Annotated in this window: 23 protein-coding genes; 12 read left to right on the forward strand and 11 right to left on the reverse strand. The window is 39.2% G+C overall.

What is annotated here, in order from left to right; genetic code table 11:
- The first annotated feature begins 62 nt into the window (after positions 1-62).
- Positions 63-521 (forward strand): hypothetical protein, encoded by a 459-nt coding sequence (locus M2419_RS01325; protein ID WP_153848386.1) that lies wholly within the window; start codon positions 63-65, stop codon positions 519-521.
- A gap of 75 nt (positions 522-596) precedes the next feature.
- On the opposite strand, the gene M2419_RS01330 is transcribed toward M2419_RS01325, so the two are convergent.
- The 4 genes from M2419_RS01330 to M2419_RS01345 form a co-directional block, all read right to left on the reverse strand.
- On the reverse strand, positions 597-1067 hold the full coding sequence (locus M2419_RS01330) for a hypothetical protein (RefSeq protein ID WP_075993232.1): 471 nt from the start codon (positions 1065-1067) through the stop codon (positions 597-599).
- Positions 1068-1227: 160 nt separating this feature from the next.
- Positions 1228-1545: a multidrug efflux SMR transporter gene (locus tag M2419_RS01335; RefSeq protein ID WP_153848385.1), complete on the reverse strand. Its 318-nt coding sequence runs from the start codon at positions 1543-1545 to the stop codon at positions 1228-1230.
- A 78-nt stretch (positions 1546-1623) separates the two neighbouring features.
- Positions 1624-2181: a Crp/Fnr family transcriptional regulator gene (locus tag M2419_RS01340; RefSeq protein WP_120332730.1), complete on the reverse strand. Its 558-nt coding sequence runs from the start codon at positions 2179-2181 to the stop codon at positions 1624-1626.
- A gap of 17 nt (positions 2182-2198) precedes the next feature.
- On the reverse strand, positions 2199-2741 hold the full coding sequence (locus M2419_RS01345) for a DUF4269 domain-containing protein (protein WP_153848384.1): 543 nt from the start codon (positions 2739-2741) through the stop codon (positions 2199-2201).
- Between the two features lie 123 nt (positions 2742-2864).
- On the opposite strand from M2419_RS01345, the gene M2419_RS01350 reads away from it, so the two are divergent.
- From M2419_RS01350 to M2419_RS01360, 3 genes are all read left to right on the forward strand, one after another.
- Positions 2865-3233, forward strand: a complete 369-nt coding sequence (locus tag M2419_RS01350; RefSeq protein ID WP_120332728.1) for a DUF1801 domain-containing protein — start codon at positions 2865-2867, stop codon at positions 3231-3233.
- Positions 3234-3422: 189 nt separating this feature from the next.
- Positions 3423-6689 (forward strand): TonB-dependent receptor domain-containing protein, encoded by a 3267-nt coding sequence (locus tag M2419_RS01355; RefSeq protein ID WP_259254090.1) that lies wholly within the window; start codon positions 3423-3425, stop codon positions 6687-6689.
- A 63-nt stretch (positions 6690-6752) separates the two neighbouring features.
- Positions 6753-7697, forward strand: a complete 945-nt coding sequence (locus tag M2419_RS01360) for an MBL fold metallo-hydrolase (protein WP_153848382.1) — start codon at positions 6753-6755, stop codon at positions 7695-7697.
- A gap of 42 nt (positions 7698-7739) precedes the next feature.
- Here M2419_RS01360 and M2419_RS01365 read toward each other — a convergent pair whose 3' ends face one another.
- Positions 7740-8339: a nitroreductase family protein gene (locus M2419_RS01365; protein ID WP_153848381.1), complete on the reverse strand. Its 600-nt coding sequence runs from the start codon at positions 8337-8339 to the stop codon at positions 7740-7742.
- Between the two features lie 142 nt (positions 8340-8481).
- On the opposite strand from M2419_RS01365, the gene M2419_RS01370 reads away from it, so the two are divergent.
- From M2419_RS01370 to M2419_RS01380, 3 genes are all read left to right on the forward strand, one after another.
- A complete protein-coding gene (locus M2419_RS01370; RefSeq protein ID WP_259254091.1) occupies positions 8482-8778 on the forward strand; it encodes a helix-turn-helix domain-containing protein in 297 nt (98 codons plus the stop codon).
- Between the two features lie 34 nt (positions 8779-8812).
- On the forward strand, positions 8813-9379 hold the full coding sequence (locus M2419_RS01375; RefSeq protein ID WP_153848380.1) for a Crp/Fnr family transcriptional regulator: 567 nt from the start codon (positions 8813-8815) through the stop codon (positions 9377-9379).
- 73 nt (positions 9380-9452) lie between these two features.
- Positions 9453-10538, forward strand: coding sequence for a DUF418 domain-containing protein (locus tag M2419_RS01380; protein WP_153848379.1), 1086 nt, complete (start codon positions 9453-9455; stop codon positions 10536-10538).
- Between the two features lie 107 nt (positions 10539-10645).
- On the opposite strand, the gene M2419_RS01385 is transcribed toward M2419_RS01380, so the two are convergent.
- Positions 10646-11554 carry an NAD(P)/FAD-dependent oxidoreductase gene (locus M2419_RS01385; RefSeq protein ID WP_153848378.1) on the reverse strand — a complete coding sequence of 303 codons (909 nt, stop codon included), beginning with the start codon at positions 11552-11554 and terminating at the stop codon, positions 10646-10648.
- A gap of 10 nt (positions 11555-11564) precedes the next feature.
- Positions 11565-12173 (reverse strand): bifunctional 2-polyprenyl-6-hydroxyphenol methylase/3-demethylubiquinol 3-O-methyltransferase UbiG, encoded by a 609-nt coding sequence (locus M2419_RS01390; protein WP_153848377.1) that lies wholly within the window; start codon positions 12171-12173, stop codon positions 11565-11567.
- Between the two features lie 266 nt (positions 12174-12439).
- Between M2419_RS01390 and M2419_RS01395 the strand changes: the two genes are divergently transcribed.
- Positions 12440-13102, forward strand: coding sequence for a DUF1349 domain-containing protein (locus M2419_RS01395; RefSeq protein WP_075993244.1), 663 nt, complete (start codon positions 12440-12442; stop codon positions 13100-13102).
- A 45-nt stretch (positions 13103-13147) separates the two neighbouring features.
- Here the strand turns inward: M2419_RS01395 and M2419_RS01400 are convergent, their stop codons facing one another.
- From M2419_RS01400 to M2419_RS01415, 4 genes are all read right to left on the reverse strand, one after another.
- Positions 13148-13927 carry a helix-turn-helix transcriptional regulator gene (locus tag M2419_RS01400; RefSeq protein ID WP_153848376.1) on the reverse strand — a complete coding sequence of 260 codons (780 nt, stop codon included), beginning with the start codon at positions 13925-13927 and terminating at the stop codon, positions 13148-13150.
- A 35-nt stretch (positions 13928-13962) separates the two neighbouring features.
- Positions 13963-16518, reverse strand: a complete 2556-nt coding sequence (locus tag M2419_RS01405; RefSeq protein ID WP_153848375.1) for a BamA/TamA family outer membrane protein — start codon at positions 16516-16518, stop codon at positions 13963-13965.
- A gap of 90 nt (positions 16519-16608) precedes the next feature.
- On the reverse strand, positions 16609-17034 hold the full coding sequence (locus M2419_RS01410; RefSeq protein WP_153848374.1) for a GNAT family N-acetyltransferase: 426 nt from the start codon (positions 17032-17034) through the stop codon (positions 16609-16611).
- A gap of 55 nt (positions 17035-17089) precedes the next feature.
- Complete coding sequence (locus tag M2419_RS01415; RefSeq protein ID WP_153848373.1) at positions 17090-17545, reverse strand: DinB family protein; 456 nt, start codon at positions 17543-17545, stop codon at positions 17090-17092.
- A gap of 501 nt (positions 17546-18046) precedes the next feature.
- On the opposite strand from M2419_RS01415, the gene M2419_RS01420 reads away from it, so the two are divergent.
- The 4 genes from M2419_RS01420 (at position 18047) to M2419_RS01435 (ending at position 24534) form a co-directional block, all read left to right on the forward strand.
- Complete coding sequence (locus tag M2419_RS01420) at positions 18047-19360, forward strand: ATP-binding protein (RefSeq protein ID WP_182331312.1); 1314 nt, start codon at positions 18047-18049, stop codon at positions 19358-19360.
- Positions 19361-19450: 90 nt separating this feature from the next.
- Positions 19451-20050 (forward strand): TetR/AcrR family transcriptional regulator, encoded by a 600-nt coding sequence (locus tag M2419_RS01425; protein ID WP_088162102.1) that lies wholly within the window; start codon positions 19451-19453, stop codon positions 20048-20050.
- A 78-nt stretch (positions 20051-20128) separates the two neighbouring features.
- On the forward strand, positions 20129-21331 hold the full coding sequence (locus M2419_RS01430; RefSeq protein ID WP_153848371.1) for an efflux RND transporter periplasmic adaptor subunit: 1203 nt from the start codon (positions 20129-20131) through the stop codon (positions 21329-21331).
- Positions 21332-21345: 14 nt separating this feature from the next.
- A complete protein-coding gene (locus M2419_RS01435; protein ID WP_153848370.1) occupies positions 21346-24534 on the forward strand; it encodes an efflux RND transporter permease subunit in 3189 nt (1062 codons plus the stop codon).
- Positions 24535-24552 lie beyond the last annotated feature (18 nt).

The raw sequence follows: 24552 nt of genomic DNA on the forward strand, positions 1-24552 counted from the left end.
TTGTAAATTATCCAATTTTGGTGCTTCAATAACAGTTAAAACAATACAAATAAAAAATCATTATGTTAAAACTTACGATATCATTACTTGCTGTCGCACTCGCTGCAAGCAGTTGTTCAACAACATTAAATACGAAAAAAATGCATACGAATACAACTGGTCTTTCCGTAAAAATTCAATCAACAAATGCTATTGCAGTTAAAAATCCAACGGGCAAGATTCGCCTATCTGCAGTTTCGGCCCAGATAGCAGATGTACCAGCTACAATGATCCTGGAAAAGAGTTTTACAGCGAACCAAATACCTTTTGATCTCAAACTCGATTTACCTAAAAATCACCTTAAGCTCATCCAGCCTAAAGTCAGTGACGCTGAGCCCATAAAATACTACGTAACATTAGATTGGGATTCCAACGGAGACGGCGAAAAGGGAAAAGGAGATATTTCGATTGACTTCAACAAAAAGTTTCCTACCGTGGTCCTTGGACAAGAAAATGAAATTTTTGTCGCAGAATCCAAATAACAAAAAAGTGTCCCAAGAGGTATTCGTCGGAGAACGAGATAGCTCTTGGGAAACCACACTTCAATTAGCAGTAAACTACCGCCAGTCAATTCTTGTATCTATCCAAAAACAATCTCTATTCCGCCGAAATAAGTCGTCCGGTCTTTGGTGATTGTAGATAAGTTCTTCCAAGGCGTTAAAATTATAGCGAAACATGTCTTCATCTTTTGATTGAATGGGGCGCAGAATTGAATCTTCATCATCGATAAAAATGTCGGATTCAAAAATATTGATTCGATGCGCATTCACCCATGCAATAGCCGTCTCCTTACTCATGCGCTCCAATGCTTTGGTCGCTTCCTGAAATTGTTTCATTTCCCAGGGAAGATCTTCGGGATAATGTGAGGCAATATAGTCTTGATAAGCTTTTATATCACCTTCACGGAGACATTCGTTGCGAAGCAACAGCCTTGTTGTATCCCGAGCAAAGCTAATATACTCCGGTCGCATAAATAGGCCGTACCTTTTACTATACAATTCTATTTTTTCAGCTAGTTCTTGCCTCATAATGTAATTGCGTAGCAAAAATCATCCCAACCTACTCTCTTCTAGGGAGTTTAGACTAAAAAAAATAGATTCTATATATTTTTAACAATCCAATTGAAGAAAATTGAGCGCATATTCTATTTTTTTATGTACACTGAGATAAATAATATTTCCGGTATTTTTAAAAAATCTTTAAGCCAATAATTCCTGCGACGATCAATGTTGCAGACAGGAGTCTAAATACATTGGCCGAATCTCCGAAAAAAAAGATTCCGACCATTAATGTGCCCACTGCCCCTAAACCTGTCCATACAGCATATGCTGTACCTATAGGAATAGTTTTTTGAGCATAAAATAATAATCCGCCACTAATGCTCATGGAGACAATAGCTAATAGAATCCAACCAAATTTATTGGAATCTGGCTGTTGAGCCATTTTTAATCCGAGCGGCCAGCCAATTTCAAAAATGCCAGCAATAATCAATGCAATCCAATTCATTTTCAATAGTTTAAATTTCTAAAGCAAAGATAATCGCTATATAAGGGGCATTTTTTGACTTATATCAAAATCGTGTACTTACCGTCGTATCCGGCTGAGCGTTTCCTGTGTAATCCCTAAATATGATGCAATATGGCCAAGATTAATTCTATTTAACAAATTTGGCTGTAGGCGGATGAGAGATTGATATCGTTCTACTGCAGATTCGGTATGCAGGGACATAATCCGTTCTTCAAGAATAATACAAACCTCCTCAGCAATCTTTCGGCCTATAAGATTTAGTTCAGGATAAATCCTATACAATTCATTCAAATCGTCCACAGAAATTGCATAGATCTCGGAGTCTTCCAGAAACTGAATATTTTCAAAAGAGGGCTTTTCAGTATAAACGGGCAAAATCGATCCAAAAATCTGGTTTTCCTCACCAAACCAACTGTTCATTTCACGTCCATTTTTAAAGAAATAAGCACGAATCAGTCCTCTACGCAAAACAAAATAGCTTGATAAATGCTGCCCTTCCCTCAAAAAATGCTCACCCTTTTTCTTAAAAAAATAACGAGTTCTATTTTCTACCGCTTTCTCAATTGCTTCATTGAGATAGCCATATTTTTTAAATTGTTCAATTAGGGGATTCATACTATTTTAGATTAAAATCATTCATAGTTTATCGAATTATCTGCTGGATTATACTTTAGAAGTTCTGTATATGCATCGCCTTCAATTCCCAATAGCTGACAAAATGCAGGCTCAGTTTTTACCCCGCTCCTTTTGAGCTGCCTGACCTGCTCAGCGAATTCTTTCCCCCTCAATTGAATGATTTCATGCTCTTTAAGCATATGTAAATATCCATTCTGAATTTCAGTTGCTTTATCCGTTGCATAAATTTCAAAAAGCTGTTCCTCAATAGAGAAACTGCACACGATTACATGACCGGCAGCCCGCTGTAACCGAAAATGTGCATGCTGCGAAAAATTAAGAGACAGCTTTTCTTCAAGAGCATCAAAATCATCTACACGCAGAATAATGTCTATATCACTCCCATCAACATCTATCTGAATCGGTATTGTACCAACTACAATCGGACTGTAATCCTCAAGACGGTTAATAATCTGATAATCCATCAGTAACCGATAGGCTTTTTTTTGCACTTCATTTCCACTATTCAAATAGTCTATATTTCTAAAATTTATGGTCATAAGCAAATAGATAATTCGATCGCATAAAATAGGTCTGAATATACTAAACAACAAAAGAAAATTGTAACTATATCATATAAAAAAGGATAAGTCTTGTATCTTTATTTGCAACACATCATTCATATGCAGGAGATCCAACATTTCTATCTGAACCAGAAAGAACCAAATAAAAGCTGTCTTTTAGCATTAAGACATATTATCCTTCAACAGGATGCGGATGTGAGTGAGACCATAAAATACGGTATGCCTTGCTTTTGCTATAGAAAAAAAGCATTCTGTTACCTTTGGACCGACAAACGGACTACATTTCCGTACCTACTGATGGTTGAAGGTAAACATTTGGACCAGGTACAGCTGGAAGCAGGTCAGCGTCTTCGGATGAAAACATTGCCTATTGATCCACAGGAAGATCTTCCGATAGACACAATCGAAAGTATTCTGACGGCCGCCTTAAACCTCTATCGCAATGGCACAATTAAAATTAAAAAATAGCCACCAACCAGTGAAATAACCTATCATCAACCATCAAACGATAACCTATATAATTACCAAATGAAGGCTTCATATAGCAGCGATTGTGGAAATATTTAAATAATATTTACTTAACACAAAATCAATAATACTCTCCTACCTTTATCGCGGTTTAAAAATCACCTAGTCATTTAAACAGCTACGAAACAAATGAGAAAACATTTGATTACCAGCATTTTGCTAAGCACAATTGGTACATCACTTACCTATGCGCAAAATGAAACCACCTCTGCTCTGAATGGAACCGTCAGAGAGGGAAATTCGCCAATCAATGGGGCGACAATCGAAGCCATACATTTACCTTCTGGGACAAAGTACGTTACTTCATCACGAAATGACGGTCGCTACAATCTCCCCAATATGAGAATTGGTGGCCCTTATCAAATCACCGTAACTTATCTGGGCCATTCACCCAATATCAAGCAGATAGAGAAACTAGCTTTGGGACAAAGCTCAACATTGGATATTCAGATGCAGTCCGCATCACAGGTGTTGGATGAAGCTGTCGTTGTAGGAACGAGACAGGGAAAAGTCTTCAACTCCGGCCGAACAGGTGCAGCACAAAACATTTCCCGAACAGCGATTCAAAATCTACCTACACTCAATCGAAGCTTTACGGATTTTGTCAAACTGACCCCTCAATTTTCGATGCAATACGGTAATCCTTCTTTTGCGGGAAGAAGCAACCTTGCAAATAACTTTACGATCGACGGAGCGCTATTTAATAATGCTTTTGGATTACAGGGAACTATCGGAAGTCAAACAAACTCGCAACCCATCAATATGGACGCCTTTGAGGAGATTTCAGTAAACATCGCTCCTTATGACGTCAGACAAAATGGTTTTACCGGTGCTGCAATCAATGCTGTAACAAGAAGCGGTACAAACGAAGTACAAGGTTCGTTAAATTATTATTTCAGAAATCAGAATTTAGTCAACAAATACAATTCGGCCGGGTTAAGAGCACCAGTCAACAACTTCAGCTTAAAAGGCTATGGTTTTACCGTGGGGGGACCAATTATCAAAAACAAGCTTTTCTTTTTTGCAAGCGGTGAGCTTGAGCGAAGAACAGACCCAGGAACAAATTTTATAGCTTCACGTGGAGGAAATACGGGGCCGAATGTTTCAACCGTATCTGCGGAAAAACTTGATGATCTAGCCAACTACCTAAAATCGATCGGCTATAATCCTGGATCATATCAAGATTATCCTTTAGATACACGCAGTGACAAATTTTCCGTTAAATTAGATTACAATATCGATCAAAAAAATACTTTAAGCGCCAAATATTTCTACTTTCGTTCCTATCGCGACATCCTACCGTCCAATAGTGGTGCGCCCAAAAATAATCGGCAACCGTCCAACCTTGGCCTACCTTTCAGCTCAGCAGGCTACGGTATACACAACAATATGGACAATGTGAATTTAGAATTACGCACACGTATCAGTAGCAAATATTCAAATTCATTGACCGTAGGTTACAATGTCATGAACGATTTTAGGGAATCCAAAGGTGGTCAGCCATTTCCTTTGGTAGACATCATGAACCCCGACGGTAGTAGCATGACAGCATTTGGTTACGAGCCATTTACAGCATTTAATAGTTTAAAGACGAAGGTATTTCAAGCTACCAACAACTTTAATATTTATGCCGGAAAACATGAGATTACATTGGGTGCCAATTTTGAAAACTACAAAACCACCAATGGATTTGCACCGAACTATTATGGTGCCTATACATTTGCCAGTTTAGATGATTTCTACAACTCTGCAAAAAATAATGTTTCTAACGCAACCAAATACCAAATCCAGTATTCTGTTTTACCTGATGGATCATTTCCTTACGCAGAGATTTCAGCACGTATGTTTGGTTTATATGCGCAGGATGCCTATGCTGTAAATGATCATTTTAAATTGACTGCTGGATTGAGAGCCGATTTGACGAACATATCATCTCCCAATGAACTGAAAAATGATAATGTAACCAAGTTGAATTTTGATCAAGGTGAAAAGATCGATGTATCAAAATATCCAAAGAGTGCAATTCTTTGGTCGCCACGAATTGGATTTAATTGGAATGTCAATGGAACAAATCAAACACAGGTACGTGGTGGATCGGGGATCTTTACAGGTCGTCCGCCATTAGTATGGATTTCTAATCAGGCCGGCAATAATGGTGTCATGTTTGGTTCTGAATCCATCAATAATCCAACAAATAGACCGTTTACACCTGATGTGGATGCTTATCGCAACGTGAACCACCAAACTGCAGCCAACAACTCGAGTTATAACTTGGCGGTAACGGATAATAACTTCAAATTTATGCAGCTTTGGAGAACGAACCTTGCCGTTGACCAAAAATTACCGGGCGGTGTTATTGGTACTTTTGAAGCCATGTATTCGAAAGATATCAATTCGGTTTATTTCCGTAACGTCAATCTAAATACAACGGATGGAAAAGCTTTAGCTGGTGCCGATAACCGTATGCGTTATACAACACCACGTATCTATGGCGCCGCACAACCGACTCCTGAAAATCCTAACATTTCGGACGCTATTGTGATGTCCAATACATCAAAAGGCTATAGCTACACCCTGACGGGAACATTATCGAAAGAATTCAAAGGTGGTTTCTTTGCAAATATCGGTTATACCTATACAGATTCAAGATCTGTGAACGATGGGGGATCTATTGCACAGTCGATGTGGCGTGATCGTTATGTTTCGGGCAATCCAAATAGTGCTGATCTTTCTTATTCGACTTATCTGGTTAAAAATAGATTTATTGCCAACTTCTGTTACCGTAAAGAATACCTGGATCATTTAGGAACGACATTCTCCTTATTTTATCAACTGCAGGATGGGCCTCGTTACTCCTATACCTATGGCGGTGACCTGAATAATGATGGTTTGTCGGGCAATGACTTGATTTATATCCCGAATAGTAAAGCTGAAATTGCTCTTGTTGGCGACAATGCGCAAGACACCCGGACAGCTGATCAATTATGGTCTCAATTGAACGGATACATTAATCAGGACAATTACCTGAATGCACACAGAGGCCAATACGCGAAACGTAACGCATTGGTAGGAAAAATGATCGGAACACTGGATATTCGTATCGCGCAAGATGTGTTTTTAAATACCAGCGGAAAGAAACATCAATTGCAGATTACTTTTGATGTATTTAATTTCGGTAATATGATCAACAAAAGCTGGGGAGTTGCCCAATTTGCCAACAAAGCAAACGGTATCTTAAATTACAAAGGATTGAATGCGCAGGGACAACCAACATTCTCATTCCCTTATTTAGATGCAACAAATCAGATTCCTTTAATCAACACTTTCTCGAACAGTGTGGATGAAACTTCACGCTGGAGAATTCAGCTGGGTGTACGTTACCGATTCAACCAATAAACAAAAAATAGTGTAAATTTGAACCCATCCTATAACAAAGGATGGGTTTTTAGTTTAATAATCATGAAAAAACTAGCGCTTTCCATTTTTACATTTCTTGTGACCATGACCTGTCAGGCACAGCATTTTGACCTTGTCCCGCTAGGAATATATGGTGGCGAACAAGAAGACAATCTTTCTGCTTATTTAGTAGGAACTCCAAAAGACACGGCCTTCCTTTGCCTCGATGCCGGAACCATAAATACAGGCATCAGAAAAGCCATTGCATTGAAAAGTCTAAATGGTTCGGTCGAAACAATTTTACATAACCAAATAAAGGGATATTTCATTTCCCATGGACATCTCGATCATTTATCGGGTCTTATTATTAATTCTCCTGCCGATAGCAAAAAGAACATTTTCGCTATTGATCCCGTCCTTCAAATTCTACAAAATCACTACTTTATCACGGATACCTGGATCAATTTTGGGGATCAGGGCCAAAAACCCATACTAGGAAAGTATCATTACAACAGTTTACAAGAGGGGCTGGAAACGCAAGTACCAAATACGACATTATCTTTGACGGCATACGAACTGAGCCATGTAAATCCATATAAAAGTAGTGCTGCCCTCGTCCACTACGACAACCACTATCTCCTTTACCTTGGTGATACAGGTGCCGATCGGGTGGAAAAATCCAATCAGCTAGATAAGCTCTGGAATAACATTGCCCCACTGATCAAAAACAAACAATTAAACAGTATATTGATTGAAGTCTCCTTTCCAAATAATCAACCGGAAAATTTACTCTTTGGTCACCTAACCCCCAATTTATTGCTAGAAGAACTGCTAAAGCTCAAAGAAAAAACGGGGCTGAAAAACTTGGAAGGGCTAAGCATTGTGGTCACACACCGAAAACCAACTGGTAACAACCCTGAAATCATTAAAAACGAATTGCTCAAGAATAATCCACTTAAAGTAAATTATATTTTCCCCGAACAGGGCAAAAAGATACGTTTAAACTAATGTAAAAGAGATGAAACCGATAGTGGTTTCATCTTTTTTTACCTAGAATTCTTCAATTATATCTGCAATTGTCAAGCGTGATTTTGCTGTAATGGCAGGCTGATTTGCATCCTCCACATGTCGATAGCCAATAGCAACTGCAAAAAGCGTCTGATAGCCATCGAGTTCCAGTATTTCATCGTAGACGGAATTTTCAATTCCTTCCATTGGGGTTGCGTCAATATGATTTGCAGCACAGGCTGCAAGGAAAAATCCCAAAGAAAGATACACCTGTTGCTTCATCCAGGATTGAACATGGACCTCCCCTTTCGACTGCAAAAATTGCTTATAGTAATTAATCGATCCCTCTGGAAGCGTGTTTGCGATTTGCTCTTCAAAGCGATCTACATCAGTAAGTGCACTAAAGACAACCAGATGGCTTGCCTCATTTATCTTCTGTGCGTTCCAATAGGATGCGGCAGCGAGTTTTTGTTTCATGTCCCCAGAAGAAACAAAGAAAAACTTCCATGGCTGGCTATTGATGGAAGATGGACTCAATCGGATTATTTCCTTTAATTCAGCGATTTTCTCCTCCGGAATTAGCGCTTTTGAATTATACTTTTTCGTTGTGTAACGTTGCTTTGCAGTTTCTAAAAAAGCCATAACATACAAGATTAAATTAACTATATTTTTTATAGTTGCAAACTTAAATATAGTGTTATATATTTGCAATAACGGTCAAACTTGATAGTAACAGATGTATTTGATAGACAACAAACAATATCCATGCAGTACCAGCCTGACTATGAAATACATAGGCAGCAAGTGGAAGGCAGTAATTTTGATTCATTTAATTGAAAAAAAACGCTATAATGAGCTGAGAAAAGAATGCACCCTAATTACAGAGCGTACATTAAGCTTACAATTAAAGGAACTTGAGGCTGATGGTTTAGTAAAACGTACTGTACATACCGACAAAGCTCCTTTGAAAGTAGATTACGAACTGACAGAATTCGGAAAAACACTTGTTCCACTACTCGAGTCGATTGCTGAGTGGGGAAGAGAAACGGCGGGTCGGACCGAACGGATTCAACAAATGTAACGTCAGCAACTTTCGATCACTCAAATCAGCCAAAATGAATGAGCATCTAAAAAAAATCAATACTTTAATTGACGGTTTTGATGCGGAAACACACTCAGCATTACAGGCCATTTCCAAAACCAAAAAATACAAAAAGGGCGAATTTCTTTTATATCAAGGTGAGGTCTGCAAGTCTAGCTTTTGGATAGAGGAAGGTATTACGAGGAAATACTATATGAATGAAAAAAAAGAAGTAACGACTGAGCTACTTTTTAAACATGATCTCGCAGTCGCCTTTAGCAGTTATGTTTCGAATCAGCCTAGCAGGGAGTTTATTCAAGCAATTACAGACGTTACTGTTTCGTGCATGGATAAAAACGCTTTTCAGCATCTCAAAATAAATCATCCTCAACTCATTCAACTCGATCTTTTAATGACAGAATACTATACAATGTGGTTAGAAAGGCGTCTGTTTGAATTTCACACCCTCAGCGCCATGGAAAAGTATAAGCTAATCCTTAAGGAACAGCCAGATTTCATACGCCATATACCGCTTACCTATATTGCTTCTTATCTGGGAATTTCCCTAGAAACATTAAGCAGGGTCCGCACAAAAATCTAATTATTTGATTTAAGTCAAATGCCAAACCAGTACATCTTTCAAAATTTGCAGTACATTTTGAAAATCAACTATCATGGCAGAAAAAATCAGATTTATAGGATTTGATATCCTGAGAGCTTACGCAATCTTTGGGATGTATATCGTCAATTTTAATCTCGTTCTTGGAGATCCACAACATACCAGTTGGCTAGGCCAGTTTCTCACTCTCTTTAGCGGCAATTCGAGTACAATATTTGTTGTCCTATCAGGCATGGGACTTACCTTGCGAACAGAAAAATCTATTTACGCTTCTCCGCAAGAACAAGTTAAACTAAAGACTATTGTGCAGAAAAAAGCAGGTTTTCTATTTGTTCTCGGATTATTATTATCTATTTGGTGGCCTGCAGATATCCTTCACTTTTATGGATTTTACATGTTTATCGCCTCTTCCTTGCTATTCGTTGATAAACAATACTACATATATGGGGCAGTTTTCTTCACGATCGTTTTTCACCTTTTGCTCATTTTAATTCCTTATGAAACTGGATGGAATTTCGATACACTAACTTATACCGACAATTGGAGCCTAAAGGGGTTTATCAGAAACTCTTTATATAATGGCTGGAATTCTATTTTTCCGTGGATGTCTTATTTCATGATCGGTATGTACCTGGGTAAACTGGACTGGACCAACGCCATTGTTCAAAAAAAACTGTTTCTCATAGGATTGGTATTATACCTGGTAGTACAAGTTGCACAATGTATCCCTCAAAACCTCATTGGCATGGCAGCCTACTCTTTTCTAAACGCGGATTATCTTCCTCCGGTACTTCCATTTTTAATCAGTACAATAGGTTTTAGCCTGCTACTTATTAGCACCTTCATGTACATTAGTCGCTTTATTACTCCCAATACATTTGTCAACTGTCTCGCGAAAACTGGCCAGATGACATTAACGCATTATATATCCCATTTAACATTGGGCATCCTATTATTTTCTTTTTTGGCTAGCAAGGGGGTATTTAATCAAGTAATCGACCAGAAAGCAACCTTATCACCAGGGATAATTCTCTTCCTATCATCGACTTATTTTATAGGCAGCTATTACTTCAGCAAAATTTGGACAAAAAAATTTAAAAACGGTCCATTTGAATTTCTTTTAAGACGAGCATCGAACTAGGGTCCCGCTTAAAGGTAGTATTTACGCATCAGGAAGTTTTTGTGATATAAACTTCCTGATGAATTAACAAAGTGCGATCACATCCGGAAAACAGATCAATGCGACCACTAAAAAACCTCGTCGACCAGTTCTTTATTAACCATTGCTCCAGCTAGGTTTCCTGTCGCAACAGCATTCGCCACCGAACGCATCATACTAGAATTATCTCCACAGGCAAAAACACCCGCAACTGTTGTTTTCTGGAAATTGTCTGCTTTTATATGTCCCTGATCGGTCAATTCGCAACCTAACATGGCAGGAATAAGCGAATGTTGCCTGAAAGGAATGGCAGCATAAACAGCATCAAAGGCAAGTTCACGACCGTCTTTTAATTGTACCTGCTGAACCCATCCATTCTTGTGCTGGATTTTACTTATTTCTTCTTCAATAATCGAAATACCGTGTAACTTCAGTTTTGCTTTCTGCTTAACATCAAAACTAACCTTACCCAAAGTCAATAGCGTTAAGTCAGATGACAGATTGTGAACCAAACCTGCAAGGTGAAGAGCTCTTTCACCATTGGCCATAATAGCAGTTTTTCCTTTTCGAAATTCATAACCGTGACAATATGGGCAATGGATAACCGAAATTCCCCAACAGGCTGAAAATCCCTGTATGCTAGGCATAATATCTTCCACACCCGTCGCAAAAATGAGCTTTTTAGCCTGAAAGACGTCCCCATTTTCGGTGGTTATTTCATACCCTGTAGCTGTCTTCGTGCCGCTCACAGCAAGCCCTTTCTGGAACTTGACACTCGGGTAGTTCAGGACTTCTTCCCTTGCTTTTTTCGCTATACTGAGCGGCTTTTCACCATCATGCGTGATGAAATTATGGGAGTGCGGCGTCTGTCGATTACATGGTAGCCCACTATCGATAATCAACACATTCCGCAAGGAACGTCCCAATGCCATCGCTGCAGAAAGCCCCGAATAACTTCCCCCAACAATAATTACCTCATAGCTTCTATCATCTTTCATATATACATTATTAAATATTAATCCTCTTCTGACAAATGATGAAGTAGAATGGAAAATTTTCCTCCACTTCCCTAATTTCCATTAATCCATAGGGATCGAATTCGGCATGAATGGAATCAAAATCGTAAAAGAACATATGTACTCCACCAAACATTGCAAATCGATCAGTGCCTAAAGCCTCTCCCTTTCCGTAGATGCTTGCTTGCTTTGATACGGTCGTAAAAATCATATAACCTCCTTCAGCTAATTGGTCAAAACAATGCTGGATTAACGCATTACGTTCTTCAGCATCCAATAGATGAATAAGCCCGTAACAAAATATACCGTCATATATATCCTGATCAAAAGGCATTTCATTAACCGAACCATGATGGATAACCGTATCTGCCCCAAAGGATTTCCGGGCGAGCTCTATTGCCGTTTTCGAGATCTCAATACCTGTAATTTTTATTCCGTTTTCCGAAAAAGGGCGACCATTGCGACCGTAGCCGAACCCAGGAATCAGTATATTTTTGATGTTATGCTCCAAAAAAAAACCTAATGCAAAAATTGTAGACTTTGCTGCTTCATCCCCCCACATTTCTTGCTTCTCTATAAAATTACGTTCCCAAAATTCCATACTGCTGTTGCTTATATTGTTTAAAATTGAAATGGATCCCGTTGGCTATACCAATTCGGTACTACAATGGATTAAAAGTCAACTCAGCGAAGATAGTATTTTTCACTATTGCAACTATGTAGCAAAAAAACTAAATGCAATTAAATTGCAAATAAATTACAATAGGATGAATTATTGAAATCATGGTTATTTATCAGTATTGAAAATCTGTGCTATGCTTAAATATCTTTGCTGATGAAAATGAATATCATCACAAAAACAAAAACATGAAAACTATAAAGACATTTTTAGCAGCTTCATTATTTCCATTGCTTACGATACAGGCCAGCGCACAAAAATTGGATAAGATGCTTTGGTTTAACGAGCCAACAGAATGGAACATCAAAGACAATTCGCTTTCGATGTTCGTTACGCCTAAAAGCGATTATTGGCGTATCTCTCATTATGGATTTACAGTAGATGACGCCCCCTTTTTCTATACGCTACGCGGGGGAGAGTTTGAAGTCAAGGCGAAGATCTCGGCGAACTATCAAACCCGGTTCGATCAAGCAGGTATTATGCTGCGCATTGATCATGAAAACTATATAAAAGCAGGAATCGAATTTGTCGACGGAAAATACAATTTAAGTACGGTCGTTACACATAAAACAAGTGATTGGAGCATTGTTCCGATCGATAAGGAAATCCCCTACATCTGGATCAAGGCGATACGTCGATTAGATGCTGTAGAATTTTTCTATTCCTTTGATGACAAGGAGTATATCATGATGAGAAATGCCTGGCTACAGGATAATCACCCTGTTATGGTCGGTCTAATGGCAGCTTCACCAGACGGCAATGGCTTTCAGGCCAAATTTGATTATTTTACGATCAAACACCTTGCAGATCAACGTCGAAGCAAATGGCTGAAAGAGAATAATTCAAACTAAAAATACCGACGCCCGCCTAAGACAGTCGCATAGGTGGGCGTTATCTTAAGTCAGTATATCCTGCTGCATCTTGTTAAACACACTCACTGCTTCATATGAATTTCGTACACGAAGCTTTTGGAGTATATTTTGCCGATGCCGATTAACTGTATTTATGCTCAGGCCTAGTTTTTCGGCAATTCGTTTACTAATCATCCCCTCCTTGATACAGCTTAAAATTTCTTTCTCTCGTGTACTAATTGACGTTTTCGCACCATAACCATCCAAGTGATGAACTACGCCTGTTACCTGATTGAGGATATAATTTCGGAGATTGATTGACGTTTCAGTTTCTGGTAATAGGGTATAACAGCATAAAGCCAACTGTGGAAATTCCGGCCCCGGGGTGTCCAAGTAAAAAATTTGATGGGACAGCTGCATGATTTGCCCCTCTCGCCCCTCGACTCGCAGGACACTGTTTGCTTGATAATTGAATCGCTCCGCCGGATCCATTTTTTTGACCAAGTCAAGAAATTGAAGCTCCAAAGCATGTTTGATGGCCAAATCATCGGGGTAAACACGTTCGAGAAGAAAATCTTCCCAAATACCGTTTATTTCCAGTTTCTTTTCATCTGCAGGAAGATGAAGTCGCTCCGCAATTGTCCCTAAATATGTATAACTCCAGTTCGCTGTCAGGTCACTCAGTACAGCTATACCATTATGAATGTCGGCAAAAGTTTTTGCGTAACTCTTATAGTGTTTTAGCACAGATAAATCAATGCTGCTATTTCGTAGTCTACGCTCCGAAAAATTCTTATCTAATTTTTTTTTGATCTCCGATTTCATTTCATTTCACACTTAAAAAGCTTCATTTTAGGTCTTTAAAAAGAAAGTCCAACGCGAAGATAAGGCAAGGTTGCTTCTTTACTAAAACCGACTACCCCCTGAATCGTGAGCAGATCTCCAGGCATAAAATAAATTCCGCCGCCGTACCCCATATGCCAGTCATTGGAATTTTCATGACTCATCCATACCCTTCCAACATCATAAAAACCAATTGCCCCGACTGTTCCAGGAACGATATAAGAAGAGTAGCTAAATAATTTTAATCGCATGTCAAAATTATTATATAGCGCTGTTTTCCCAGTGAACCGTCGGGAATTATACCCTCTTAAGCTCATTTCCCCTCCAATTTGCGCATGCTGATAAAAATAGGGATCTCCCCATACCGCATCAAATCCCACACGGTTGGCGAAAGTAATATAGCTATTGGCAACCGTTTTATAAAAACTCATGGAATGCTGCAATTTTGTATAGTTGCGGCCCTCCCCTCCAATTTCAGCATTCCAGCCCAGCCTGGTATGTACGTGTACTCCAGATTTAGGATTGGCCATATTATCACGTGTATCATAATCTATCCCGCCAGTAAGCCCAGTGAAGAAATTACTCCCATAGATAGGTTCCGATGGATATTTTTGATGAAATTCCTCAAAATAACGTCCAACATTATTCGATTCTTTACTCGTATAATATTCGGAAGAAGATCCATAGAACACCTTGAATTTAGGTTCCAGGTACTTTTCCAGAAAAATGTCACCGCTCACAAGATCAAATCGATTTCGGTAATACGAAATGCGCTTTGAATCCGATTTATCGAAAATAGTATTGTTTCCATATCCAAAGAAATTACTCAGGTTTTTAGGACCAAGGGACGAAAGATGAATATAAAGATCATGTCCTGCAATGAGATCTTTGTAATTCCCTTTGTAATCAAACATAAATGATTCGCGACCGGTCAAATAACTGCCTAGAAACTGATGCCGATAGGCATAAGGCTTCTTTCTGAACCCCTGATTCTCGATCATATACCCCAGACCAAAAATAAGTCCACGATCAACTCCATAATCTAGGTTAAAAACGACCCCTTTACGATCATAGATAAAATTTTCATAGTCAAACTTATGGACAGCGCTGTCTTTGCTCAACTTCAGATGAATAGCATCATCAACCTGCATAGCACCCGGCACCTGATTTTTACCATCATAGATATAAACTTTGCTGCCATTGGCAAATTTATCAGTTGTACGATATAGATTCTGTCCATCCCCCCCAATTAGCCGGATCTTTATGGGCGATTTGCCCGATCCATGTAACTTATATTCGTCAGTGCCCGATATGCCATATATACGAACTTCTTTGGTCTGATCAGGTACAAAGGTGCGTTTTAGCAGTTTTCGCCCTTCGGTACCATCTTTTCTCTTGTTGTGAATATTGACAGTGACCGAGCCATCCTTATTGTAATCGACATCCACAAATTCAGATTTGGCGGACAATGGTAGTTCAACGACACGCGCAAGAAATCGATAGTAGGTCAGTCCGCTTTCCATCAGCTCGTCCCTTCTTGAACGAATATTTGTTTCCAATTCATTCGCGCTCATTTTCACAATTGTATCAGGCATCGTTAACATCGCTTGATGAATCAACGAATCCGTCAGTGTTTTCTGAACAAACTGTATTTCGTCAATCCATTCATCCTCTGTAAGATGAGTGAGAAAAAAATGATCAAAAGTACTCGCATTAAAATTCCAATGGGGCACATTTCGGATATGTGGACTAAAGGGTTGCAAATGAGCCTTCAGCCATTGATAGGAAAGTAATGTGGGAAATACACCCGAAGTTTTATAATATACCTTATCCCGATCTCTTGGGACGGGGGTATAGATCTTTTTACCTTTTTCTTTTTCGGGATCCCAACGCCAATTATCTTGATGACGATCCCAGTCCCCAAGCGTAAAGTCGAGCATACGCGCACGTAGCGTGAGCTTCTGATCAATTTGCGTATCGTTGTCTTCCAACACTTTACGCATGACTTTTGCGCTATTATCTGTTTTTTGATCCTCAAAAGGTGTACGCGCCTCAAACATATAGGCCCTATTTTTAAATACCTCACGATACTCGCCGAACCTAGGGTCATCTCCTACAAAAACCAGTTCTGGCGAAGCTGAAGGAATACCTAAGGCTTTATTAAATGGCGGAACGGTCAATGCACCAAATGGATGATGTATCGAAATCTGATCTTGTACTATATCTTTTGCAAATGTCTTTCGAAGGCTTTCTGGTAGACTACGTTCAGGGTATTTCTGAATAGACCTGAGAACCCACTCCCTACCCATAGAATCTACCAGTCGAAGTGACTGTGTCTGCATACCACCACCCAACTTAACAATCTGAAGCCCGCCCCGCTCAGTAGCGAGATCCATCACACGCATCTTAACAGGAGTATTGTATAATTTACGGTAACTATCTCCAAGCCAAAATCGATGCAATAAACCCACTCGGTCATATTCAGGAGCGATCACCGTGGTAATACTGTCCATACGTTGTGCATGCGAATTAAAAACACAGCAACAGGCAATTAATGTAAAGATTCTTCTCATTTTATCTAAGTCGGGTCTTCGAGAAATCAACACTCGATACAGGTAGAATGTTTGATGGTCTCGATATCTAATTGGGCTAAAGTTCACCTTTTAAAGCAAAGAATCAAAAACTTTCTGCTCCTTTTTTAGTATAAAACCGCTATTTTGATAAAACTTATGGCTCTCGGTCCGAATGATATTGCATCTGACACGCAAACGGTAACAATCGAGAGACCTAGACCAATCAGATGCCGTATGCAATAATAATCGACCTATCCCCCGACCTCGATATTCTTCATCGACAACCAAGCCAATGATTTCTACATAAACACCAGTCTCCATACTGATGACCTGATGAAGTTGAATCCAGCCAACTGTTTTATTATCAATAATCCCCACAAATACAGCATACTCCTGCTTCCGCAACAGATCCTCCAAAATAGTTTTCATTCCTTCAATATCGGCTGGATACCCCAGCTGTTCGGTCAAGGTTGCGAGCTCCGGGGCATCAGATAATACCGCTTTTCTTACATCCATACTATAAATTTGTTTCCTATGTTTTAGAATAAGAATAGGTTTACCAATACATTAACTACACCTCAGGTTGATCCAGCAGTCGGCGGTGATAGTTTATTTGGCCAAGGTGATAAGTTAGGTGGGTGGTCAGATGAACAAGCAAATACTGCGTTGTTGTTTTTTCCTCAAACACGCGTATAGGATATATCTCAAGAAGGTTCTCCTCTGACAACAGATCCAAAGAGCGTGTAACCACATCAATCGTATCATCTATCTGATCTATTAATCGTGTTCGAGGAATGTCTTTTAACGAAAACTCGGCCGCTCGATCTCTGATATACCCAGTCTTGCCTATTTCAGCACCAATATATGTTTGAAGATTTCCGATCAGGTGTAAACATAGGTTGCCAGCTGAATTGGAAATATTACGTTCAATAAGCCATATATTTCCTTCCTGTTTGTACAAAGAAATTTCATCACGCAGCCTGTTTAAGTCCCGTCGGAAAAGGCTTTTTAAAGTTTCTATAAGCATAGACTAAATTTAGGTATATTTTCTACCAAAAAAGCAACTTCTATATCAACACATCAACTTTAGCCGTCAATGGCCATATGGACACAAATGAGACGTATACATCTACATATGATATTTTGTAATTTTAAACTACTTAAAGCCCAATAACCATGAAGATAGTTTCAAATTTCCCAAAGAAAACCTGGGTAATTTTTAGTGTAATAACAGTTGCGGCCACCATTCTCTTCGCTAAATGCGATAGCCCATCCGATGGAAATAACAGATTGTGCTTTCCATTTCCTTTTTATGAATATATTGGCGGCAAACACTCATTTGAACCTGAGAATCGAAGTAGTTTCAATTTTATTTATCTTCTTTTCGATCTTATTATCTATTTTGGACTTGCTTATTTTTTCACATTTTTAATCAAGAGATCTAAAAAATAGTGTACATTGAAATGGAATTAATCGACCAAATTATTTCCATCTTTTTTTACAAGTTTTAAGCTAAACCGTCTTTACGATGAAGAAGAGCACAAAAATAACCAACCAAAGTATCGAATCTGCAGGACTTCCCAAAGACCCCAAACATGCCATTGCTGAATATATCTGGAATGGATTTGATGCAAAAGCCACACAGATCGAACTCTTCATAGACAGTAATGAATTAGGCTACATTAATCGTATAAGCATACAGGACAATGGCGAAGGCATACCCCTAGAGACGCTTTCTTCCTCATTTGGAAACTTTTTGGATTCTATAAAAAAGAACAGCCTCAAACGCAGTTCCTATACAAGAGGAAAAAAGGGAAAGGGCCGATTTTCTTTCTCGCTTTTTGCAACACGTGCAATTTGGAATACTGTTTTTCAAAAGGATGAATATTTCTCAAACTACCGAATTCAAATCGATCGCGAAAGTAAAGAGCAATACGATATCAGTGAAAGCACGCCAGTAGTACATAAAAATACAGAAACACAAGTTACTCTTGAAGGCATTTTTGGACTTAATGCTACATTTTTTGAAAGCGATGACTTTAACAATTTCCTCGCACAAGAATTCGGTTGGTTTCTCTACTTGAATAAGGAAAGGAATTATGCCATACGCGTCAATGGAAAGCTGTTGGCTTATGATCATTTAATCCAGGAAGCTGATCAACTATCGTGGACTGGCTATAGCCCCGACCAGGATACTTCCTATAGTTTCACCATCAATTACATTCGCTGGAACCAGCAAATTGGTGATCGATATTATTATTATTTTCTTAATAGTGATAAAAAGGAAATTGCCAAAGTACTTAGCAGTTTCAATAATAACGCGATCAATTTCCACCACTCCGTCTATGTGGAATCTACCTTCTTTGATCATTTCGAACAACAAGATATCCTCCTATCTACAGAAGATAATCTTTTCTCGGGGAAAGCCAAACAAGTTATTTATCGAAATTTACTTGCCGAGTTACGTGATTTACTCGATAGAAAACAAAAAAAATATGTACTAGAGCACGCTGTCGCGGTAAAATTAACAGATCTTGAAAGAAAGGGCCTACTACCCGCATACAACAACTCGGAAAAGGATAAAAAAAGAAAAACCCTATTGTTAGCATTAGTACAGGAATTATATATTGTAGATCCACGCATTTTCTTCGGCATTAAAACAGACCTTATCCGCACCTATCTTGGTTTCATCGACCTGTTATTGCAATCGGAAAAAAGTACTGAAATTCTCCCTATCATCGAACAGGCACTTCCCCTAACTGAGAAAGAAAAAAATCGCATAAAACAGATTGTAACCCTTGCTGCAAGCCCTGAAAACGCTTCTTCCGAACCGAAAAAATAAGGCCTTTTTATTTAATGACTTTTAGATGTCAATAAATAAAATTAAAAGTATCACTTTTGCCTAACACTGTTAAATTATTTACGCATTAACATGGGTAGTAAAGAACGCATACAACGGCTCAAAGATGAGAATAGAACCAATATTCTAGATGCTGCGCTCCAAATCGTCAAAGAAGAAGGATGGCAGGCCCTGAGTATGCGCAAAATTGCAGATATCATTGAATATACTGCCCCCATGATATACGAGTATTTCGCCAATAAAGATGCCATCTTGATGGAACTTGCCAACCAAGGCTATCTCCTGCTTGCCAAAAAAGTAAAGCAAGCCAAATCAACTGAAACCGATCTGGAGAAACAATTGGAAGCAATGTGGTTTAGCTATTGGGATTTCGCCTTCGAAGAACGTGAATTATATCAGTTAATGTTCGGCGTTGGAACAGCCTGTTGTGGATTTGAAAAAACATATAAATGTGCAGAATCCCACGGAAAATTGATAAGTGATGTCATCCGTGAAATCATGAAAGAGAAAAATCCATCCGAAGAATTGATCTGTAGAAAGTATTTCACCTACTGGTCTATTATACATGGATTGATTTCGATCAATCTGGTAAACCAAGGTAATGGCGAAAATACCAATCAAGAAGTATTAAAGGATGCTATTTACGGCATCACACGCTCCCTGACTGACTAAATTTTTTTACAACAAAAAATACAACGTTAAAAAATCTAACACCGTTAAATACACCAAAACTTCAATTTTTAATATCACATGAAAACAAATTTATCACCAAGTCTTAAAAAGATTTACGTTCCAGCACTTAACAGTGTTAAACGAATTAATATCGTAAAGACTGCATATGTGTTGAGTGCAATCTTTCTATACAGTTGCTCAACCGGAACAAGTAAACCCATTGATCCACCACCAGTTAACCTTCCGGTCGTTACCATCGAGAATGGTAGCGAGACAGTTTACCAGGAATATCCAGCGACTATTGAAGCTTCCGCCAATATTGAGATCAGACCTCAGGTAGAGGGAATTTTGGAAAACATCTATGTCGATGAAGGAGCCAAAGTAACTAAAGGTCAGGCACTTTTCAAGATCAACGACCGCCCCTATCAGGAACAATTAAACCAAGCGAAGGCAAATTTACTGGCAGCAAAAGCTAGTCTGGAAAATGCGGAGTTAGAAGTCGAAAAGAAAACAAAGCTGGTGAATACCAAAGTACTGACAGACTTCCAGCTAAAAACAGCTATTAGCGCACGTAATGCCGCTAAAGCAAATGTACAATTGGCACTATCGGCCGTTGAAACCGCAAAAATCAATGTCGGATATACGCTAATACGGGCTTCAGCCGAAGGATACATCGGTAGATTACAACGCAAACAAGGGAGTTTGGTTGGTCCCACAGACGCACAACCACTTACCGCATTGTCAAATGTAAGAGATCTTCATGTTTATTTCTCACTGGGAGAAAATGACTTTATTGCATTCAAAAACAATACAGAAGGGAGTAATTTACAACAAAAGCTTCACAACCTCCCTCCGATCAGCTTAGTTCTTTCGGATCAGACAATTTATGATCAGAAAGGAAAAATAGATATGGTGGATGGGCAGTTTGATAAAAATACCGGTGCGATTACACTTCGTGCAACATTCAACAATCCGGAGGGAGTTTTGCGCAACGGAAACACCGGTCGTGTAAGACTACAGAAGAAGTATGCACAAGCATTATTGGTACCGCAGCTTGCTACCCTTGAAATGCAGGATAAAATCTTCGTTTATACCGTTGGTAAAGAAAATAAAGTTGTTCAACAACCTATTACTGTCATTGGAAAAAGTGGTGCAAATTACCTGGTAAGTAAAGGGCTGAATGCGGGAGACCGAATTGTCTACAAAGGCATTGACTTGCTTCAGGATGGTCAGAAAATTACACCACAAGCCTTATCAAGAGATAGCATCAATTCATTATAATATTAGAAAATCACATGCTTAAGAAATTTATAGAAAGACCTGTACTTGCTACCGTTATCTCCATATTACTTGTCATATTGGGGGTGATTGGTATCCTCAAACTGCCATTGCAGCAGTTTCCCGATATTGCACCGCCCGCAGTGCAAGTAACGGCATTATATCCTGGGGCAAATGCCGAAACGGTGCTTCGTGCCGTAGCCCCCTCACTCGAAGAGTCAATCAACGGTGTTGAAAATATGAGCTACATGAGCTCTACCGCCAGCAACGACGGTTCGTTAATGATTACGGTATATTTTAAACTTGGTACAGACCCTGACCAAGCTGCTGTAAACGTCCAAAATCGTGTGGCTCAAGCAACCAGCCAATTGCCGGCTGAGGTTGTACAAGCCGGGATCACCACGGCAAAACAGCAAAACAGCTTGATCATGGTATTGGATCTTTATACGGAAGATCAGAGTAAATACGATCAGACCTTTATTACCAATTACGCCCAGATCAATATTATTCCTGAACTGAAACGGATACCTGGGGTTGGACAAGCATTGCCATTTGGTGGTAGCAAAGACTACTCCATGCGTGTATGGCTCAATCCAAATCAAATGGCTACCTATAAATTAACGCCTGAGGAAGTAATGGCCGCCATTCAAGATAAAAACGTCGAAGCTGCTCCGGGTAAATTCGGAGAGAGCAGCAGTGAAGCTTTTGAATTTGTAATCAAATATAAAGGTAAACTCAACCAGCCAAGTGATTACGAAAACATTATTATCCGCTCCAATACAGACGGTTCTGTACTAAAACTCAAAGACGTCGCTCGTGTCGAACTGGGATCTTATACCTATGCGAGTCATACGCGCATCAACGGTAAAGCAGGATTGAATATTGGGGTCATGCAGCTTGCAGGTTCGAATGCAAATGAAATTCAGATTGCCATTCAAAAATTCATGGAGAAAGCCTCTTTAAGCTTTCCAAAAGGTGTCAAATATCTCGTTTTATACAACACAAAAGATGCACTTGATCAATCTATTGACCAAGTAAAACATACACTAGTTGAAGCATTTATACTGGTATTTTTAGTTGTCTTTCTATTCCTTCAAGATTTTAGATCGACATTGATACCAGCGATTGCGGTACCGGTAGCCATCGTGGGAACATTTTTCTTCATGCAGCTCTTCGGCTTTTCAATCAACCTACTGACTTTGTTTGCTCTGGTGCTAGCCATTGGGATTGTCGTCGATGACGCGATTGTGGTTGTGGAGGCTGTTCATGCCAAGATGGAGCATGAAAATCTCCCGCCTAAGCTTGCTACGACATCTGCCATGAGTGAAATCACAGGCGCCATCATCTCGATTACATTGGTGATGTCTGCCGTATTCCTTCCCATCGGCTTTATGGAAGGTTCAACCGGGGTATTTTATAGACAATTTGCTTTCACCTTGGCGATTGCAATCGTTATTTCAGCAATCAATGCCTTGACACTAAGTCCTGCGTTATGTGCGCTCTTCTTAAAACCAACGCATCATGGTCATGCTGATGCCAAGAAACTTAATTTCAAAGAGCGTTTCTTCGCTGGATTCAATGTCGGATTTGATCGGTTGACGAAGAATTATTTAGGTAGTTTACGCTTCTTGATCCGTTATAAGTGGGTTGCATTTGCAGGATTGGGAATTACCCTACTTTTGACTGTATTTATGATCCGTAAAACACCTACTGGATTCATCCCATCAGAGGATCAAGGATTCATTGCTGTATCCTTATCTATGCCAGCAGGTGCTTCTTTGGATCGTACCTCTGGAGCATTAGCCGAAGCAGAGAAGCAACTTCAACATGCTGATTTTACCAAAACTTTAAATGTACTTGCTGGTTTCAATATTTTGACACAATCCACAAGTCCATCAGCAGGTGTTGCATTTATCCTCCTTAAGCCACATGAAGAACGTGGTAAGATAAAAGACATCAATGCAATTATGGCCGATGTCAATCAGCGATTGGCAAATATCAAAGGCGCAAATTTCTTTGTCTTTACCTTCCCTACTGTACCAGGATTCAGTAACGTGGATGGTCTGGATATGGTACTGCAGGACCGGACCGGTGGACAACTCGGAAAATTCAGTGGCATAGGCCAAAAGTTTATTGGCGAATTGATGAAACGTCCAGAAATTATGATGGCTTTCACAACCTTTAAAGCGGACTATCCACAATATGAACTTCAAGTAGATGATATCAAAGCAGAACAACTTGGCGTAAGCACAAAAAGCATTTTACAGACCATGCAAGCCTATTTTGGTAGTGCCCAAGCCTCAGATTTTAATCGTTTTGGAAAGTATTATCGTGTGATGGTCCAAGCTGATGCCAAGGATAGAAGTGAACCAACTTCGATGGACGGTATTTTTGTAAAAAACAGATTGGGAGACATGGTTCCCATCAATACATTAGTCAAATTAGAACGTGTATATGGTCCGGAAACAGCATCTCGTTACAACTTATTCAATTCGATTGGAATAAATGCGATCCCAAAACCAGGATATAGTTCCGGAGATGCTATCCGTGCAGTTGAAGAAGTTGCAAAACAACAATTGCCGACTGGATTCACTTATGAGTTCTCAGGTATGACTAAAGAAGAAATTGTCTCCGGAGGCCAATCCACATTAATTTTTATTCTCTGTCTGATATTCGTTTATTTTCTGCTTGCGGCACAATATGAAAGCTATATCATTCCATTGGCGGTTATTCTCTCTATTCCTACAGGTATATTTGGGGTCTTTGCAGCAATTAGCTTCACTGATATTGCCAACAACATCTATGTACAAGTCGCACTCGTTATGTTGATTGGATTATTAGCCAAAAATGCCATTCTGATCGTAGAATTTGCCATCCAAGGACGCAAACAGGGACTATCAATTCCTAGTGCCGCACTTAAAGCAGCGAGATTACGTTTGAGACCTATTATTATGACTTCTTTAGCTTTTATCGTTGGTATGATTCCAATGATGACAGCAGTAGGTCCATCAGCGCAAGGAAATCACTCAATCAGTATTGCCGCTGCGGGAGGGATGTTTACTGGAGTAGTTTTAGGGCTCTTTATTATCCCTATTCTCTTTATTTTCTTCCAATTTATCCAAGAGAAAATAGGAGGTGCTCCAAAGCAAAAACAACATGAAAACAATGCCGTTTCGTTGGAAATACCCGTGCATACAAACAATTAGTATATCATGACAGCATTT

Source organism: Sphingobacterium sp. BIGb0116, assembly GCF_024808035.1.
Taxonomy (GTDB): domain Bacteria; phylum Bacteroidota; class Bacteroidia; order Sphingobacteriales; family Sphingobacteriaceae; genus Sphingobacterium; species Sphingobacterium paramultivorum.